Here is a 15701-nt window from a genome sequence, read left to right on the forward strand (position 1 = left end):
GTGCGCCGCACGCCGCAGTCCACTCGGATGGTTCCGCCGCGCGACGCCCTGGGCTGCGGGCCACCCGTTGAATAACCAGAGTTCTCGCCCGATGCCCTTGCTCGAAACACCCTTTGCCCAACTCGACCTGATCCGCCAGCCCGAGCAGCAGAATGAACCTCTGCAAGCGTTCGATGCGGCTGACGAATACCTGCTCAATCATCTGGCCGCGCAACAACCGACGGCAGACACCCGGGTGTTGGTACTCAATGACAGCTTCGGAGCGCTGGCGGCGAGTCTGGCAGGCAAGGTTCAGGTCAGCAGCAGTGGCGACTCGTTTCTCGCATTCCAGGGCCTGGAAAAGAACTTGGTACGCAACGGCCTGGCATTTGATGCCGTGCGCGGGATTGCGGCCAGTGAGCCGTTGATCGGGCCGTTCGACCGGGTGCTGATCCGCGTGCCCAAGACGCTGGCATTGCTGGAAGAGCAACTGATCCGCCTGCAAGGGCTACTGGCACCCGGCGCCGAAGTGGTGGCAGCGGCCATGGTCAAGCATTTGCCGCGCGCAGCCGGTGATCTGCTGGAGCGTTACATTGGCCCGGTACAGGCTTCACTGGCGGTGAAGAAAGCTCGCCTGTTGATCGCAACGCCTGAAGCCAAAGCCCCGGCGACCTCGCCCTACCCTTCGCGTTATCAACTGGACGAGCCGGCCATCGAATTGCTCAACCACGCCAACGTTTTCTGCCGTGAGGGCCTGGACATCGGCACCCGGGCCTTCCTCCCGCACCTGCCCAAGAACCTCGGCAGCGCCCGCGTCGCCGACCTTGGTTGCGGTAACGGCGTCCTGGCCATCGCCAGCGCCCTGCACAACCCCGACGCGCACTACACGCTGGTCGACGAATCGTTCATGGCCGTGCAATCGGCCGCCGAGAACTGGCGCGCCGCGCTGGGCGAGCGCGAAGTGCTCGTGCGCGCTGGCGATGGTCTGGCCGGCCAGGAGCCGCAGTCGCTGGACGTAGTGCTGTGCAATCCGCCGTTCCATCAACAACAGGTGGTGGGCGATTTCCTCGCCTGGCGCATGTTCCAGCAGGCGCGCGAGGCGCTGGTGGTAGGCGGTGCGTTGTACATCGTCGGCAACCGGCACCTGGGTTATCACAGCAAGCTGGCGCGGCTGTTCCGTGGCGTCGAGCAAGTGGCGGCCACACCGAAGTTCGTGATTCTCAAAGCCCGCAAGTAAAGCGTCAGGCCAAAAAAAACCCTCCGCAATGCGGAGGGTCGTAGAACCGTGCCCAAGGGCAGCGGGACGGGATGTTTCAGTGTGTGGTCAGGCCGGCCGCGTTCATGAACAGGCGCATCAGGCTGGCGGCAATGAACAGCGCGCCGACGCTACCGATCCAGATCAGGGCCAACCAGCCGAGCCGCTGCCACAGCGGCTTTTTTTCGGCTTCTTCAATCTCGTGCAGGGAATGTTTGCCGTTCATTGCATCGTTCCTCTTGGGCGATGGCGTCGCTGAGGACGCCACCGCGAGACGGCTTGCTCTCACAAGGTGAGCAGAGCGAGAGATCAGTGGTAACCGTCTTCATGGGTGACCTTGCCGCGGAACACGTAGTAGCTCCAGAAGGTGTAACCCAGGATGAACGGGATGATGAACAGCGTGCCGACCAGCATGAAGCCCTGGCTCTGCGGCGGTGCGGCGGCGTCCCAGATCGAGATCGACGGCGGCACGATGTTCGGCCACAGGCTGATGCCCAGACCGCTATAGCCGAGGAAAATCAGCACCAGGGTCAGCAAAAACGGCATGTAGTTGGCATTGCGCGCCACCGCGCGGATCAGCCCGTACAGCGTCACCAGCACCAGAATCGGCACCGGCATGAACCAGAACAGGTTCGGCATGCTGAACCAGCGTGTCGCGATCTCGGGGTGAGCCAGCGGCGTCCACAGACTGACGATGCCGATCACCGCCAACAGCACGAATGCCAGCGGCCGCGCGAGGTTGTGCATCTGCTCCTGCAACTTGCCTTCGGTCTTCATGATCAACCAGGTGCAACCGAGCAAGGCATAGGCCACCACCAGCGCGGCGCCGCAGAACAGGGTGAACGGTGTCAGCCAGTCCAGTGAACCACCGGCGTATTGCCGATTGACCACCGGCAAACCGTCGATGAAAGCCCCGAGTGCCACGCCCTGGAAGAACGTCGCCGCCACCGAACCGCCGATGAACGCCTTGTCCCACAGGTGACGCTTGTCGTCCTTGGCCTTGAAGCGGAACTCGAACGCCACACCGCGGAAAATCAGGCCGATCAGCATGAAGATCAACGGCAGGTACAGCGCCGACAGCACCACCGAATAGGCCAGCGGGAACGCGCCGAACAACGCCGCGCCGCCCAGTACCAGCCAGGTTTCATTGCCGTCCCAAACCGGGGCGACGGTGTTCATCATCACGTCACGGTCGGTCTTGCCCGGGATGAACGGGAAGAGAATCCCGATCCCCAGGTCGAAGCCGTCCATGACCACGTACATCATGATGCCGAAGATGATGATCACGGCCCAGATCAGCGGAAGATCAATACCCATGAGTCAAATCTCCTTTTCCAGGCTGCGCTGCGAGTCGGCGTCGGTACCTTCATCATCGGCTGCGGACAACGGCCGAGCCGGAGTGCGTTTCTGGCCAGGACCACCTTCGTTGGTTTCCTTGCCTTCGTCGGTTTTCGGCCCTTTGCGCACCAGGCGCATCATGTAGCCAAGCCCCGCACCGAACAGCGCGAAATACACTACGACGAACATGATCAGGGTGATGCTCATCTGCATGAAACTGTGATTGGACGAGGCATCCGCCGTGCGCATCAGCCCGTAGACCACCCACGGCTGCCGACCGATTTCAGTGGTGAACCAGCCAGCGAGGATCGCGATCAGGCCGGACGGCCCCATCCACAGCGCCAGATACAGGAACGGCCGCGAGGTGTAGAGCGAATCGCGCTTGCGCAGCCACAGGCTCCACAGACCGGTGAAGATCATCAGGAAGCCGAGACCGACCATGACCCGGAACGACCAGAACACAATGGTCGAGTTCGGCCGGTCTTCAGGCGGGAACTCCTTGAGTGCCGGCACTTGCTTGTCCAGCGAGTGGGTCAGGATCAGGCTGCCGAGGTACGGGACCTCCACGGCGAATTTGGTTTTCTCTTCCTTCATGTCCGGCCAGCCGAACAGGATCAACGGGGTCGCTTCGTTGCCTTTGTTTTCCCAGTGGCCTTCGATCGCAGCGATTTTCGCCGGCTGATGCTCAAGGGTGTTCAGCCCGTGGAAGTCACCGATAACCGCCTGGATTGGCGCGACGATCAGCGCCATCCACATTGCCATCGACAGCATGGTGCGGATCGCCGGGTTGTCCTTGCCGCGAAGCAGGTGCCAGGCCGCCGACGAGCCAACGAAGAACGCCGTGGCCACGAACGCAGCGGTCGCCATGTGCATCAGGCGATACGGGAACGACGGGTTGAACACGATGGCCAGCCAGTCGGTCGGGATCACCTGACCGTTGACGATCTCGAAGCCTTGCGGCGTCTGCATCCAGCTGTTGGAAGCGAGAATCCAGAATGTCGAGATCAGCGTGCCGATCGCCACCATCACCGTGGAGAAGAAGTGCAGTTTGCGTCCGACCTTGTTCCAGCCAAACAGCATCACCCCGAGGAAACCGGCCTCAAGGAAGAATGCCGTGAGCACCTCGTAGGTCAGCAACGGTCCGGTGACGGAGCCGGCGAAGTCCGAGAACCGGCTCCAGTTGGTACCGAACTGGTAGGCCATGACCAGGCCGGAGACCACACCCATGCCGAAGTTGACGGCAAAGATCTTCGACCAGAAGTGGTAGAGATCCCGGTAGGTGTCGTTATGGGTTTTCAACCACAACCCTTCAAGCACCGCCAGGTAGCTCGCCAGACCAATGGTGATGGCCGGGAACAGGATGTGGAACGAGATGGTGAACGCGAACTGAATTCGGGCGAGATCGAGTGCCTCTAAACCGAACATAAGTCTTCCTCTGTCAGGTAATACCGGCATTGGGGCTTGTGGCCCCTGCCTACTGCCCCCACGGATATGGAGTGCGGCGAATTCTGATTCGTTCTTTTTTAACAGCCATCGCAACGCAGGGAGTCTGGCCAACGGGCCACCAGAGCATGGCCCGGGAGGGTCTTGATCTGGATCAAGCAACGTTAAAAGAGTAGTCCCATTTCCGACGAAGAACGGCGTGGTCGTTTGCCGCGTGACAAGTTGCCTCATTGCCTGGGCAACGTTCTGAAACAGATGTCCCAGAGCCAGGAAACCCTCCGTGGCGAGGGAGCTTGCTCCCGCTCGGCTGCGCAGCAGGCGTAAAGAGTTTTTCCAGCGCTTGCCTGAAAGCAGGATTGTGCTGGGTCGGGGCCGCTTCGCGACCCGGCGGGAGCAAGCTCCCTCGCCACAGAGAACGGGGTATCCGGATAATCGATGTCTGGCTAACTAAATTTTCTGTCATAGCAACTTCCTGTTACAGACTGGTGATAATCTCGCGGTTCCCCTCCTGAGCCAGACCTGCCTTCAGATGCCCAGCCAAGAGCCCCTGCTGTTACGTCACCATCGTCCGTTTCTCGCGTTCTGGTTCGCACGGATCTTCACCGCCAGCGGCTTTCAGATGCTCACGGTGGCGATCGGCTGGAATCTGTATCAGTTGACCGGCAACGTGCTCGACCTGGGTCTGGTCGGGCTGGTCGAGTTCGCGCCACGGGTGCTGTTCATGCTGCACACCGGGCATGTCGCCGACCGCTATGACCGGCGCCGTGTTGCGGCGATCTGTCAGTCGTTGCAGGCGTTGATTGCCCTGGCACTGGCCATCGGCAGTGCGACCGACCACGTCACCCGGGAAATGATCTTTATCCTCGCCTTCCTGCTCGGTGCGGCACGCTCCTTCGAAATGCCGACCACCCAGGCGCTGCTGCCAAGTATCGTGCCCAGCGCCCTGTTTCCACGGGCGGTTGCCGCAGCGCAGTCGGCTCAACAGTCAGCCACCATTGTCGCTCCGGCCCTCGGTGGCTTGCTTTACGCGTTCGGCAGCGTCTGGGTCTACGGCCCGACGGTATTGCTCTACGTCATCGCCTGCACCTTGATGCTCAACCTGCCCGCCCGGCAAACACCGCTGAACAAAGGCAAAGCCACGCTGGATTCGTTGCTGGCGGGTATCCGCTTCATTCGCAGCCGCCCGGACATTCTCGGGGCGATCTCGCTGGATCTGTTCGCGGTGTTGCTCGGTGGCGCTACGGCGTTGCTGCCGGTGTTCGCCAAGGACATCCTGCTCACCGGGCCGTGGGGCCTGGGCCTGCTGCGCTCGGCGCCGGCGGTTGGCGCGCTGGGGATGTCACTGTTTCTGGCGCGATTTGCCGTCGAGCGCAATGTTGGCCGGGTGATGTTCACCGCCGTTGGCGTATTCGGCGTCGCGACCATCGCCTTCGGTCTGTCGACTTCGTTCTGGTTCTCGCTGGCGGTGCTGGTGGTGCTCGGCGCGGCGGACATGATCAGCATGGTGATCCGCGCGTCCTTCGTGCAACTGGAAACCCCGGACGAAATGCGCGGCCGGGTCAGCGCGGTGAACGGCCTGTTCATCGGCGCCTCGAACCAGTTGGGCGAATTCGAATCCGGCCTCACCGCGCACTGGTTCGGCACCGTCCCGGCGGTGGTGATGGGCGGAATCGGCACGCTGGTGGTCACCGGGACCTGGATCAAACTGTTCCCGACCCTGGCCAACCGCGACCGAATGCATGTGCCGGTGGAAGAGGCGAAGGTCTAGGTCACATCAGTGAAATCAACAGGCCAGGCACAAATTGATTGAAAAGGTGCGGTACATAGTTACCGCACAGAGTGTAATGTATCGCCTTACACTCGCAGCCATGATCAAATCCTTTCAGCACAAAGGCCTTCGTGGCTTCTATGAAACAGGTTCGACCCGCGGAATTCGCGCCGATCACGCAAAACGACTGGCGCGCATGCTGCAATTCATGGACCGCGCAGCACTTCCCGCAGATCTTGATTTGCCGGGTTGGCGTCTGCATCCACTGAAGGGTGAACTGTCCGAATACTGGTCGCTCAGTGTTTCAGGCAACTGGCGGGTTATCTTTCGTTTTGTCGGTTCGGACATCGAATTGGTCGATTATCTGGACTACCACTGACAGGAGGCAGGCTCATGCCCATGCACAACCCGCCACACCCCGGTGAAACCCTGCTCACGGATGTCTTGCCAGAGTTAGGCATCAGCGTGAGTGAGTTGGCCAGACATCTGGGCTTCGCCCGCCCTCACCTTTCCCGCGTATTGCACGGCCATGCAGCGATCAGCCCGGATCTGGCGGTACGGCTGGAGCGAGCAGGCATTGGCAAGGCGCGTGTGTGGCTAGGCGTTCAAACCGATTACGATCTGTGGCAAGCAGAGCATCGGGAGCAACCAGCCATTACGCCTATCGCTGCCCACGCCTGAAGCCATCAAACCAACATCTCCCCCGCCACTTTCGCCCGCAACGCCTTGCCACCAAGCTGCTCCACCAGCGTCAGGGCAAACGCCAGTGCGCCACCGGAGCCTTGGGCGGTGATGCAATTGCCGTCGACCACCACCGGTTGATCAACAAACGTACAGCCCGACAATTGATGACTGGCACTCGGCAGGCAGGTCATGCGGCGTTGGCGTAATACGCCTGAGGCTTGCAGGGCGATGGCTGGGGCTTCGCCGATGGCGGCGAACAGGCGTCCGGCGCTGGCCTGGTCCTTGAGCAATTGTTGCAGTGGCTGATGCGCCGCGAGATGTTGGGCGCCGACGGCACCACCGGGCAGGACGATCAGGTCGAAGGTCTGCGCCAGTACATCAACCAGCATGCCGTCCGCTGTCAGGCGCGTACCGCGGGCGCAGGTCAGCATGCGCCGGCCTTCGATGCTGGCCGCCACGACTTCGACGCCGGCGCGGCGCAGCACATCGATCAGGGTCACGCTTTGCAGATCATCGATGCCCTCGGCGAGGGTAATCAGGGCTCTAAAGGTCATGGGCGCTATCCGCTGGGTGATCTTTAAAGCGTAGTCAGCTTTGCCCTGCCTGTTCGATGACAGCCGTTACTTGATGTAAAGCTGGGCCGACAGGGTGTTGCGTGGCGCGTTGATCGAGGTGTTACTGAAGGTGAAGGTGCCTTCCTGCTTGCCCGCCAGATCGAAGGTATACAGTGAGCCGACGGTGTTGCTGCCGGGCTTGCACTCGGTCAGGTTGCCGTTATCGAAAGCGCACACCGGCTCCCGGGTGCCGTTGACTTCAAAACCGTCCAGCGTGGCATGCGGCTGGTTCTGACCATAGCCGATTTCCAGCACGAACACCTTGATGCTCGGGCCGCTGTGATCGCATTGGGTTTGCGGCTGGTTATCACCGATGTCTTCCAGACCACAGGCCGGCGACTGAACCTTTATCACCTTCACTTCAGTCAACGGTGGCGCCGAGGCTGCCAGCGCCGCCGTCGACCCGGCCATCAGCCCGGCCATTACCCCGAAAGCCTTTATCCAGCGCTTGCCCATGTGATCGTATTTCCCCAAAAAATTCAGCGCGCAGTATGGCGCAGTTGGCCCTGTGGCAAAACTTCGACGACGTTCGGCACCAACAACCGCCATATTCCTCACGCTGCTGGTATGATGCGCGGCTTTTTCCGGCCCACCACAAAATCCCAGGCGCTTGCGACGGTCTGTGCTTTGCTGTTGAGGTCGATACATTCACGGCGCCGCGCGCGCCACGGGGAGCAGACATGCTGGAAAGGCTGTTTCAACTCAAGGCACACAACACCAACGTGCGTACCGAGATTCTGGCGGGCGTCACGACCTTCCTGGCCATGGCCTACATTCTGTTCGTCAACCCGAGCATCCTCGGCGAGACCGGCATGGACAAGGGCGCAGTGTTCGTTGCCACCTGTCTGGCAGCCGCCATCGGCTCGACCATCATGGGCCTGATCGCCAACTACCCGATCGCCCTCGCGCCAGGCATGGGCCTGAACGCCTTCTTCACTTACACCGTGGTCCTGCACATGGGCCACACCTGGCAAGTGGCGCTGGGCGCGGTGTTCATCTCGGCAGTGTGCTTCTTCCTGCTGTCGATCTTCCGCATCCGCGAATGGATCATCAACAGCATCCCGCTGCCGCTGCGCTCGGCGATTGCCGCCGGTATCGGCCTGTTCCTGGCGCTGATCGCCCTGCACAACGCGGGCATCGTGGTCAGCAACCCGGCGACCATGGTCGGCCTCGGTGACCTGAAAGCCCCCGCGCCGATCCTCGCCACCCTCGGCTTCGCCCTGATCGTCGCCCTCGAAGCGCTGAAAGTGCGCGGCGCAGTGCTGATCGGCATTCTGGCAGTGACCATCATTTCCATCGCCATGGGCTTCACCCCGTTCGGCGGCGTGACCTCGATGCCACCTTCGCTGGCCCCGACCTTCATGCAACTGGACATCAAGGGCGCGCTGGACATTGGTCTGGTCAGCGTGATCTTCGCCTTCCTGTTCGTCGACCTGTTCGACAACTCCGGCACCCTGATCGGCGTCGCCAAACGCGCCGGCCTGATGGGCAAGGACGGCCACATGCCGAAAATGGGCCGGGCACTGATCGCCGACAGCACCGCGGCGATGGCCGGCTCGCTGCTGGGTACTTCGACCACCACCAGCTACATCGAATCCGCTGCCGGCGTGAGCGCTGGCGGCCGGACCGGTCTGACGGCGATCGTCGTGGCGATCCTGTTCCTGTTGGCGCTGTTCTTCTCGCCACTGGCGGCCAGCGTTCCGGCATTCGCCACCGCACCGGCGCTGCTGTTCGTCGCCGTGCTGATGACGTCGGGCCTGGCGGAAATTGACTGGGAAGACATCACCGTCGCCGCACCGGTGGTGGTTACCGCGCTGGCCATGCCATTCACTTACTCGATCGCCAATGGCATCGCTTTCGGTTTCATCTCCTGGACCGTGATCAAGCTGCTGTCGGGCCGCGCCCGTGAGCTGAACCCGGCGCTGGTGATTCTGTCGATTCTGTTCGTGATCAAGTTGGGTTGGTTCAACGCATGACTTTCGATTCCCAGGCCTACGCCACTCAGCTCGAAGACAAGGTCACGCGTTTGCGTGACCTGCTGGCCCCGTTCGATGCACCAGAGCCGACCGTGTTCGACTCGCCGCTGCAGAACTTCCGCCTGCGCGCGGAATTTCGCCTGTGGCGCGAGGCCGGTGAGCGGCACTACGCGATGTTTTCCCAGGACGACAAACGCACGCCGATCCTGATCGAAGAGTTCCCGATTGCCAGCCTGCGCATCAACCAGTTGATGCCGCAGCTCAAGGCGGCATGGCAGGCCAGTTCGGCGCTGAGCCACAAGCTGTTCCAGGTGGAGTTCCTGACCACCCTGGCCGGCGATGCGATGATTACCCTGTGCTATCACCGTCCGCTGGACGAACACTGGCATGCGGCCGCGTCGAAGTTGGCGGCTGATCTCAACGTCAGCGTCATCGGCCGTTCCAAGGGCAAACGCGAAGTCATCGGCCACGATTACGTGGTGGAGAAACTCGACGTCGGTGGTCGCACCTTCAGCTACCGCCAGCCGGAAGGCGCATTCACCCAGCCCAATGGCACGGTGAACCAGAAGATGCTGAACTGGGCCTACGAAGCGCTGGGCGATCGTCCCGACGATCTGCTGGAGCTGTATTGCGGCAACGGCAACTTCACCCTGCCGCTCGCCACCCGTGTGCGCAAAGTGCTGGCCACCGAGATCAGCAAGACCTCGGTCAACGCCGCACTGAGCAACCTCAGCGAAAACGCTGTGGATAACGTCACGCTGGTACGGCTGTCCGCCGAAGAGCTGACCGAAGCGCTGAACGAGGTGCGCCCGTTCCGTCGCCTGCAAGGCATCGACCTGAAGAGCTACGAGTTCGGTAGCGTATTCGTCGACCCGCCGCGTGCCGGCATGGACCCGGACACCTGCGAGCTGACCCGGCGCTTCGACAACATCCTGTACATCTCCTGCAACCCGGAAACCCTCGCGGCCAACATCGCCCAACTGCACGACACGCACCGCATCACCCGCTGCGCGATGTTCGACCAGTTCCCATGGACACATCACATGGAGTCCGGGGTGTTGCTGACCCGGCGTTGATGGCGAATGCCGGATACGAGAAAGCCGTCGTGATTGACGGCTTTTTTGTGGGTGCTTACGGTGCAGTGTCGGTCTTACGTGGACGCCCGCCCTTCTTGCCATTTGCTCGTGCAGCTTCGGATTTTGCCGCACTGCTTTGACGACCGTTACGCGACGCAACCACCGAAGCCGCCATCCTCATGAGTGACGGGCTCGCCGAAATCATTCCGGAGATGGAAACGTCGAGGTCTTTGCCCTCGTGGCAAAGCGCAGTGCCTGCATAGCCGACTGTCAGGTTCGCATAATCGTCTGAATCAAACCCGTCGAACTCCGAATACTGGCTCACCGGTAGCAACACACCGCTACCGTCTTCAAAACGAATGACCAGAGACGGGCTTTCAAAGGTCACAGAAAAAGCCTGCAAGCTGCTAGATTGGCGCGCTTCGCCACGTTTTATCGCGGCATCGAGCACTTCTTCCGTCAGCGAACGATGTACGGACGGCTTTGCCTTGATGACTTTCATAAATCGATTTCAACTCCTGCCAGTTTGCCGAGCAATGTCAGAACAGTCTTGTCTGCTTCTGGCTCATAACGCGCCGAACTGATCCTGTAGGTCGTAGCGGTGACCGGTTTCATCACGGGGACTTCGTTTGACTCGCAGTCCCACACCTGATTGTCGAGACAAACTGTCTGCAAGACTGACCACCAGATCCCTCGTGCGCGACGCAGATGAGCAGGTTGCCCCAGTGATCGACACAATCCTTCCAGCAACGCCAGCGGCGGTCGACGTGAAAGCGGCACGACATCCCACAGTTCAATGTCGTTGTGCCAGAAACTGAACTGAAATCGGGCATTCCAGGCGCCTGTATTAACGTGAACATGTGGCGGGCAATGCTCATCTCGCAACATGATGCTTATCGACAATCCCTTGTAGTTGCATACTTTCATGCTAACCCATCCGTTAGGTTAATAAGTTTCAGGATTCGATTTTCCTTTCAAATCCGACGGCCGGTGCTGCACAGCACCTCAATGCCTTTCACCACATTCAGACTAGCGTCGGCACGGATGAGGAAGCGCTGCATCTTCGAAAAAAAACGTAAGCAAAACTGTCGATACAATTCGGAAAATCTGAATGCGATGTAGCTTTTGTGCGATCACCGAACACAAAACCATCGGGTTAAATCAGTTCAATTGACCATGGTAACCATCTGGTACATTTTACCTCCACAGGCTGAAACCTTCGGCCCAAGCCAAAAACAATAAGTGGAGTTTGCCCCCATGCCCCCTATCGTTCTGGTGCTCAACGGCCCGAACCTGAACCTGCTCGGCACTCGTGAACCGGCGACCTACGGTCACGAAACCCTGGCTGATATTTCTGCTCTGTGCGGCCGCGCTGCCGAAGAATTCGGCCTGGCCGTGGAGTTTCGCCAGACCAATCACGAAGGCGAATTGCTCGACTGGATTCATGCGGCACGCGGCCGCTGCGCCGGGATCGTGATCAACCCGGCCGCGTGGACGCACACCTCGGTGGCAATCCGCGACGCGCTGGTGGCCAGTGAGTTGCCTGTGATCGAAGTGCACCTGTCCAACGTGCATGCGCGTGAGCCGTTCCGCCACCACTCGTTTGTCTCGGCCATCGCCACGGCGGTGATGTGCGGCTTCGGCAGCCATGGCTATCGCCTGGCCCTGGAGCATTTCAGTCAGCGACTGAAGGGGCGCGCAGCATGACCCGTAAACCGGTAATACTGGCTGGCCTGATCGGTGCGGGTATTCAAGCCTCGCGCACGCCAGCACTGCATGAACATGAGGGCGACGCCCAAGGCTTGCGCTACCTGTATCGGCTGATCGACCTCGATCAGTTGCAACTCGACAGCAACGCCCTGCCCGACTTGCTGCAGGCGGCCGAGCGGATGAACTACACCGGTCTGAACATCACTTTCCCGTGCAAGCAGGCGATCATCCCGCTGCTCGATGAGCTGTCGCCGGAAGCCCGGGGCATCGGCGCGGTCAACACCGTGGTGCTCAAGGACGGCAAACGCATCGGCCACAACACCGACTGCCTGGGTTTTGCCGAAGGTTTTCGTCGCGGCTTGCAGGATGTCGCCCGTGAGCGTGTCGTCCAGATGGGCGCCGGCGGTGCGGGAGCGGCAGTGGCCCACGCGCTGTTGAGTGAAGGCGTACAGCAGCTGAGTATTTTCGATGTCGACCGCGAGCGCGCCGAGAGTCTGGCGAACAACCTGAACCAGCATTTCGGCTCAGGCCGCGCCGTCGCCGGGCGAGATCTGCCGGGCACGCTGAATCAGGCCGATGGTCTGGTGAATACCACGCCGATGGGCATGGCCAAACTGCCGGGGATGCCGGTGCCGGTGGAGTTGCTGCGCAAGGAGTTGTGGGTCGCGGAGATCGTTTACTTCCCGCTGGAAACCGAACTGCTGCGCAACGCCCGCGCCTTGGGTTGCCGCACGCTGGACGGCGGCAACATGGCGGTGTTTCAAGCGGTGAAGGCGTTTGAATTGTTCAGCGGCGTGGTGCCGGACGCACAGCGGATGCTGGCGCATTTTCAAAGCATGAATGGCTGAAGATAAACATCGATCCTGTGGGAGCGGGCTTGCTCGCGAAAGCGGTGTATCAGGCGCCAGATGTATAGGCTGACACACCGCCTTCGCGAGCAAGCCCGCTCCCACAATGGGTAGGTGTCACGGCTGCAAGTAGCGCAACACCGACTCGCAGATCATCTCGCGATGACGCTGCTTGATGCTTTCGTCCGGCAAGTCGATCTGAAAAATCTCACCGAACGTATGGCGATTCGAGACGCGGTAGAAACAGAACGAGCTGATCAGCAAGTGCACATCCAGCGCGTCCAGCCCGGCGCGGAAGACACCCTCCTCGGCACCGCGACGCAAAATCTCGCCCAGTGAATCGAGGATCGTATTGTTCATCGCCTTGATCGTGTCCGAACGCTTCACGAACTCGGCGTTGTGAATATTTTCGATACAGACGATGCGCACGAAATCGACGTTGCGGTCGTGGTGATCGAAGGTGAATTCCACCAGTCGACGGATCGCCACCACCGGCGGCAACTCGGCCAGGTGCAGGCGGTTTTCGGTGCTGCGGATGTCGCCGTAAAGCTTCTCCAGCACCTCGACGTACAACTGCTCCTTACTGCCGAAGTAGTAATAGATCATGCGTTTGGAGGTGTGGATACGCTCGGCGATCGCGTCGACGCGGGCGCCGGACAAGCCCTGCTGGACGAACTCGACGATCGCCTCCTGCAGGATGTTCTCGCGGGTTTTTTCCGGGTTGTTCTTGCGACTCTTGCGCGGCTCGATACCGGATTCGACGGGAGCGGCGGGGAGTTCTGAAGTCATTGTCATTGCGGGCTCACGGCCATCACTGCACAGGTTGGCGATTATGGGCCGCGCTGCACAGTGAAGGAAGCCACGCGGCTCGTGTTTAATCCCGCGCTTACGAAATTCCTACAACTTCGCCTGACGCACCGCACCGCTGCGTGACTTGGCCATCGCCGCCAGACGGACCGCAACGTTCGCCGCACCATAACCGGCATAGCCGTTTTTACGCTGGATGATCTCGAAGAAGAAGCGCCCCTCGAACGGCTCGGTGTACACGTGGAACAGCTCGCCGCCCTGCGCGTCGCGGTCGTAGAGCACGTTGTAGTACGCCAGCTCGCTGAGGAACTCGTCGTCGAAATCGAAGCGCGCGGCGAGGTCGTCGTAATAGTTGAGCGGGATATCCAGCAACGGCACACCAGCTTCTTTGGCGCGGCTGACTTCGGCGAAGATGTCATCACAATCGAAGGCGATGTGATGCACACCGGAGCCGCGATAACTCGACAGCGCGTGGGAGATCGCGGTGTTGCGATTCTCGGAGATGTTCAGCGGTAGACGGATCGAGCTGTCGCGGCTGCGCAACGCCCGGCTTTTCACCAGACCGTACGGATCGGGCAGCACCACTTCATCGTCGGCCTCGAAATCCAGCAGGCTCTTGTAGAACAGCACCCAGCTGTCGAGGCTGTCGGCCGGCAGCGCCATGGCCATGTGATCAATGCGCTTGAGGCCGCCACGGGCCTGAGCGTTCGGCAGCAGATTGAAGTCGGTGCCATAAACGTCCGCCGCCTCATCCACCAGATAAATCAGGCTGCCGTCCGGCGCACGCACCGCGGCCAGTTCCAGTTCGTTGGGGCCGACCAGGCCGCGATAGGGCTGGCCCTTGTAGGCGACGGCGCGGGCCAGGGCGCTGGCGCTGTCCTTGACCCGCACGGCGGTGGCACACAGCGACGGGCCGTGGGCCTCGAAAAAGCTGTGGCCGAACGAGTACGGTTCGGCGTTGAGGATCAGGTTGATATCGCCCTGGCGCAACAGGCTCACGCTCTTGGAGCGGTGCTGTCCAGCCTTGACGAAGCCCAGGCGCTCCAGCCAGTTGCTCAGTTTGGCGCCGAGGCTTTCGTCGACGGCGAACTCAAGAAACTCGATGCCGTTGTACTCGCTGGCTTGCGGCGTTTCGAAGAGGATGTCGCGGTTGGCCACCGGCGTTGTTTGCTGTTCCAGGCGCTGACGGGTTTTCTCTTCCAGATACAGCAGCGAACGCAGACCATCGGCAGCATTGGCCCGTGGCGGTGCGGCGCGGAAGCCATCGTTGAAGATCTCCAGCGACAACGGCCCGGTGTAACCGCTCTGGATGATTGGCGCGAGGAACCCCGGCAGATCGAATTCGCCCTGCCCCGGGAAGCAACGAAAATGCCGGCTCCACTCCAGGACGTCCATGGCGAGGATCGGCGCGTCGGCCATTTGCACAAAGAAGATCTTGTCGCCGGGAATGTCGGCAATCGCGCTTGGATCACCTTTCAGCGACAAGGTGTGAAAGCTGTCCAGCAGCACGCCGAGCGCCGGGTGATCGGCCTGGCGCACGATGTCCCAGACCTGTTGATAAGTATTGACGTGCCGGCCCCAGGCCAGCGCTTCATAGCCGATACGCAACCCGCGAGCGCCTGCATGTTCGGCCAACAGCCGCAGGTCATCGACCAGAATCTGCCGGTCGCCGACGCTGTCCGCCGAGGCGTTGCTGCAGACCAGCACCAGATCGGTGCCCAGTTCCTGCATCAGGTCGAATTTGCGCTCGGCCCGTTCCAGATTGCGCGCCAGCCGATCACGGCGGCAGCCTTCAAAATCGCGGAACGGCTGGAACAGCGTGATGGCGATCCCCAGGTCAGCGCACATCTGCCTGATTTCCCGCGGACTGCCATCGTAATACAGCAGATCGTTTTCGAAGATTTCGACCCCGTCGAACCCGGCGGCGGCAATGGCTTCGAGCTTTTCCGGCAGGGTGCCGCTCAGGGAAACGGTGGCAATGGAACGCTGCATGTTGCTACTCCCGGACTGCGCTGCAGTTTTTTACAGGGGATCATTTTTTATCGTGAGGAAATTATTGGCTGCATCGTCTTCAGCAGCAATTTAAAGTGTACCAGCCGGTTAGTTTTGCGTGCGATTATCGAACACTATGGCGTTTCGGCGAATTGACGATTTTTCGTCCACTGCCCACCATCGACTTCACATTGAGTCCGGAAATGAACCT

At 60.7% G+C, this 15701-nt stretch carries 17 protein-coding genes; 8 read left to right on the forward strand and 9 right to left on the reverse strand.

The window, feature by feature from the left end:
- Positions 1-91 precede the first annotated feature (91 nt).
- Positions 92-1216: a methyltransferase gene (locus V3W27_RS17295; protein ID WP_097089280.1), complete on the forward strand. Its 1125-nt coding sequence runs from the start codon at positions 92-94 to the stop codon at positions 1214-1216.
- A gap of 76 nt (positions 1217-1292) precedes the next feature.
- Here the strand turns inward: V3W27_RS17295 and V3W27_RS17300 are convergent, their stop codons facing one another.
- From V3W27_RS17300 to V3W27_RS17310, 3 genes are all read right to left on the reverse strand, one after another.
- Positions 1293-1460 carry a DUF2474 domain-containing protein gene (locus tag V3W27_RS17300; RefSeq protein WP_007963754.1) on the reverse strand — a complete coding sequence of 56 codons (168 nt, stop codon included), beginning with the start codon at positions 1458-1460 and terminating at the stop codon, positions 1293-1295.
- A gap of 83 nt (positions 1461-1543) precedes the next feature.
- The gene (gene cydB / locus V3W27_RS17305; protein ID WP_007963753.1) at positions 1544-2551 is read right to left on the reverse strand and encodes a cytochrome d ubiquinol oxidase subunit II; all 1008 of its coding nucleotides are present in this window, start codon (positions 2549-2551) and stop codon (positions 1544-1546) included.
- 3 nt (positions 2552-2554) lie between these two features.
- Positions 2555-3997: a cytochrome ubiquinol oxidase subunit I gene (locus V3W27_RS17310; RefSeq protein ID WP_330207134.1), complete on the reverse strand. Its 1443-nt coding sequence runs from the start codon at positions 3995-3997 to the stop codon at positions 2555-2557.
- A gap of 547 nt (positions 3998-4544) precedes the next feature.
- Here V3W27_RS17310 and V3W27_RS17315 point away from each other — a divergent pair.
- The 3 genes from V3W27_RS17315 (at position 4545) to V3W27_RS17325 (ending at position 6464) form a co-directional block, all read left to right on the forward strand.
- Positions 4545-5783, forward strand: a complete 1239-nt coding sequence (locus V3W27_RS17315) for an MFS transporter (RefSeq protein ID WP_007963751.1) — start codon at positions 4545-4547, stop codon at positions 5781-5783.
- A 100-nt stretch (positions 5784-5883) separates the two neighbouring features.
- Positions 5884-6162 carry a type II toxin-antitoxin system RelE/ParE family toxin gene (locus V3W27_RS17320; protein ID WP_027612847.1) on the forward strand — a complete coding sequence of 93 codons (279 nt, stop codon included), beginning with the start codon at positions 5884-5886 and terminating at the stop codon, positions 6160-6162.
- Positions 6163-6176: 14 nt separating this feature from the next.
- Positions 6177-6464 carry a HigA family addiction module antitoxin gene (locus tag V3W27_RS17325; RefSeq protein ID WP_330207135.1) on the forward strand — a complete coding sequence of 96 codons (288 nt, stop codon included), beginning with the start codon at positions 6177-6179 and terminating at the stop codon, positions 6462-6464.
- A gap of 5 nt (positions 6465-6469) precedes the next feature.
- Here the strand turns inward: V3W27_RS17325 and V3W27_RS17330 are convergent, their stop codons facing one another.
- Together V3W27_RS17330 and V3W27_RS17335 are read right to left on the reverse strand one after the other, a co-directional pair.
- Positions 6470-7021, reverse strand: a complete 552-nt coding sequence (locus tag V3W27_RS17330; protein ID WP_330207136.1) for a DJ-1 family glyoxalase III — start codon at positions 7019-7021, stop codon at positions 6470-6472.
- Positions 7022-7087: 66 nt separating this feature from the next.
- Positions 7088-7537 (reverse strand): DUF4879 domain-containing protein, encoded by a 450-nt coding sequence (locus V3W27_RS17335; protein WP_330207137.1) that lies wholly within the window; start codon positions 7535-7537, stop codon positions 7088-7090.
- Positions 7538-7761: 224 nt separating this feature from the next.
- Here V3W27_RS17335 and V3W27_RS17340 point away from each other — a divergent pair, with 224 nt between their 5' ends.
- Both V3W27_RS17340 and trmA read left to right on the forward strand, forming a co-directional pair.
- On the forward strand, positions 7762-9057 hold the full coding sequence (locus V3W27_RS17340; protein WP_007963748.1) for an NCS2 family permease: 1296 nt from the start codon (positions 7762-7764) through the stop codon (positions 9055-9057).
- Positions 9054-10133 (forward strand): tRNA (uridine(54)-C5)-methyltransferase TrmA, encoded by a 1080-nt coding sequence (trmA, locus tag V3W27_RS17345; RefSeq protein ID WP_047602591.1) that lies wholly within the window; start codon positions 9054-9056, stop codon positions 10131-10133. The genes V3W27_RS17340 and trmA overlap by 4 nt, the downstream gene beginning before the upstream one ends.
- Before the next feature lie 55 nt (positions 10134-10188).
- Here trmA and V3W27_RS17350 read toward each other — a convergent pair whose 3' ends face one another.
- Complete coding sequence (locus V3W27_RS17350) at positions 10189-10635, reverse strand: DUF2442 domain-containing protein (protein WP_330207138.1); 447 nt, start codon at positions 10633-10635, stop codon at positions 10189-10191.
- Positions 10632-11060: a DUF4160 domain-containing protein gene (locus V3W27_RS17355; RefSeq protein WP_330207139.1), complete on the reverse strand. Its 429-nt coding sequence runs from the start codon at positions 11058-11060 to the stop codon at positions 10632-10634. The genes V3W27_RS17350 and V3W27_RS17355 overlap by 4 nt, the downstream gene beginning before the upstream one ends.
- 330 nt (positions 11061-11390) lie before the next feature.
- Between V3W27_RS17355 and aroQ the strand changes: the two genes are divergently transcribed.
- Together aroQ and V3W27_RS17365 are read left to right on the forward strand one after the other, a co-directional pair.
- Positions 11391-11840, forward strand: coding sequence for a type II 3-dehydroquinate dehydratase (gene aroQ, locus V3W27_RS17360; protein ID WP_025108744.1), 450 nt, complete (start codon positions 11391-11393; stop codon positions 11838-11840).
- On the forward strand, positions 11837-12691 hold the full coding sequence (locus tag V3W27_RS17365) for a shikimate dehydrogenase (RefSeq protein ID WP_145598309.1): 855 nt from the start codon (positions 11837-11839) through the stop codon (positions 12689-12691). Before aroQ ends, V3W27_RS17365 begins: the two co-directional genes overlap by 4 nt.
- Positions 12692-12808: 117 nt before the next feature.
- Here the strand turns inward: V3W27_RS17365 and V3W27_RS17370 are convergent, their stop codons facing one another.
- Positions 12809-13486, reverse strand: a complete 678-nt coding sequence (locus V3W27_RS17370) for a TetR family transcriptional regulator (protein WP_027612854.1) — start codon at positions 13484-13486, stop codon at positions 12809-12811.
- A gap of 102 nt (positions 13487-13588) precedes the next feature.
- The gene (quiC, locus tag V3W27_RS17375; RefSeq protein WP_330207140.1) at positions 13589-15490 is read right to left on the reverse strand and encodes a 3-dehydroshikimate dehydratase QuiC; all 1902 of its coding nucleotides are present in this window, start codon (positions 15488-15490) and stop codon (positions 13589-13591) included.
- Positions 15491-15701 lie beyond the last annotated feature (211 nt).

The sequence above is a fragment of the Pseudomonas sp. AM14(2022) genome (assembly GCF_036346455.1).
In the GTDB taxonomy this organism is placed as follows: domain Bacteria; phylum Pseudomonadota; class Gammaproteobacteria; order Pseudomonadales; family Pseudomonadaceae; genus Aquipseudomonas; species Aquipseudomonas putida_A.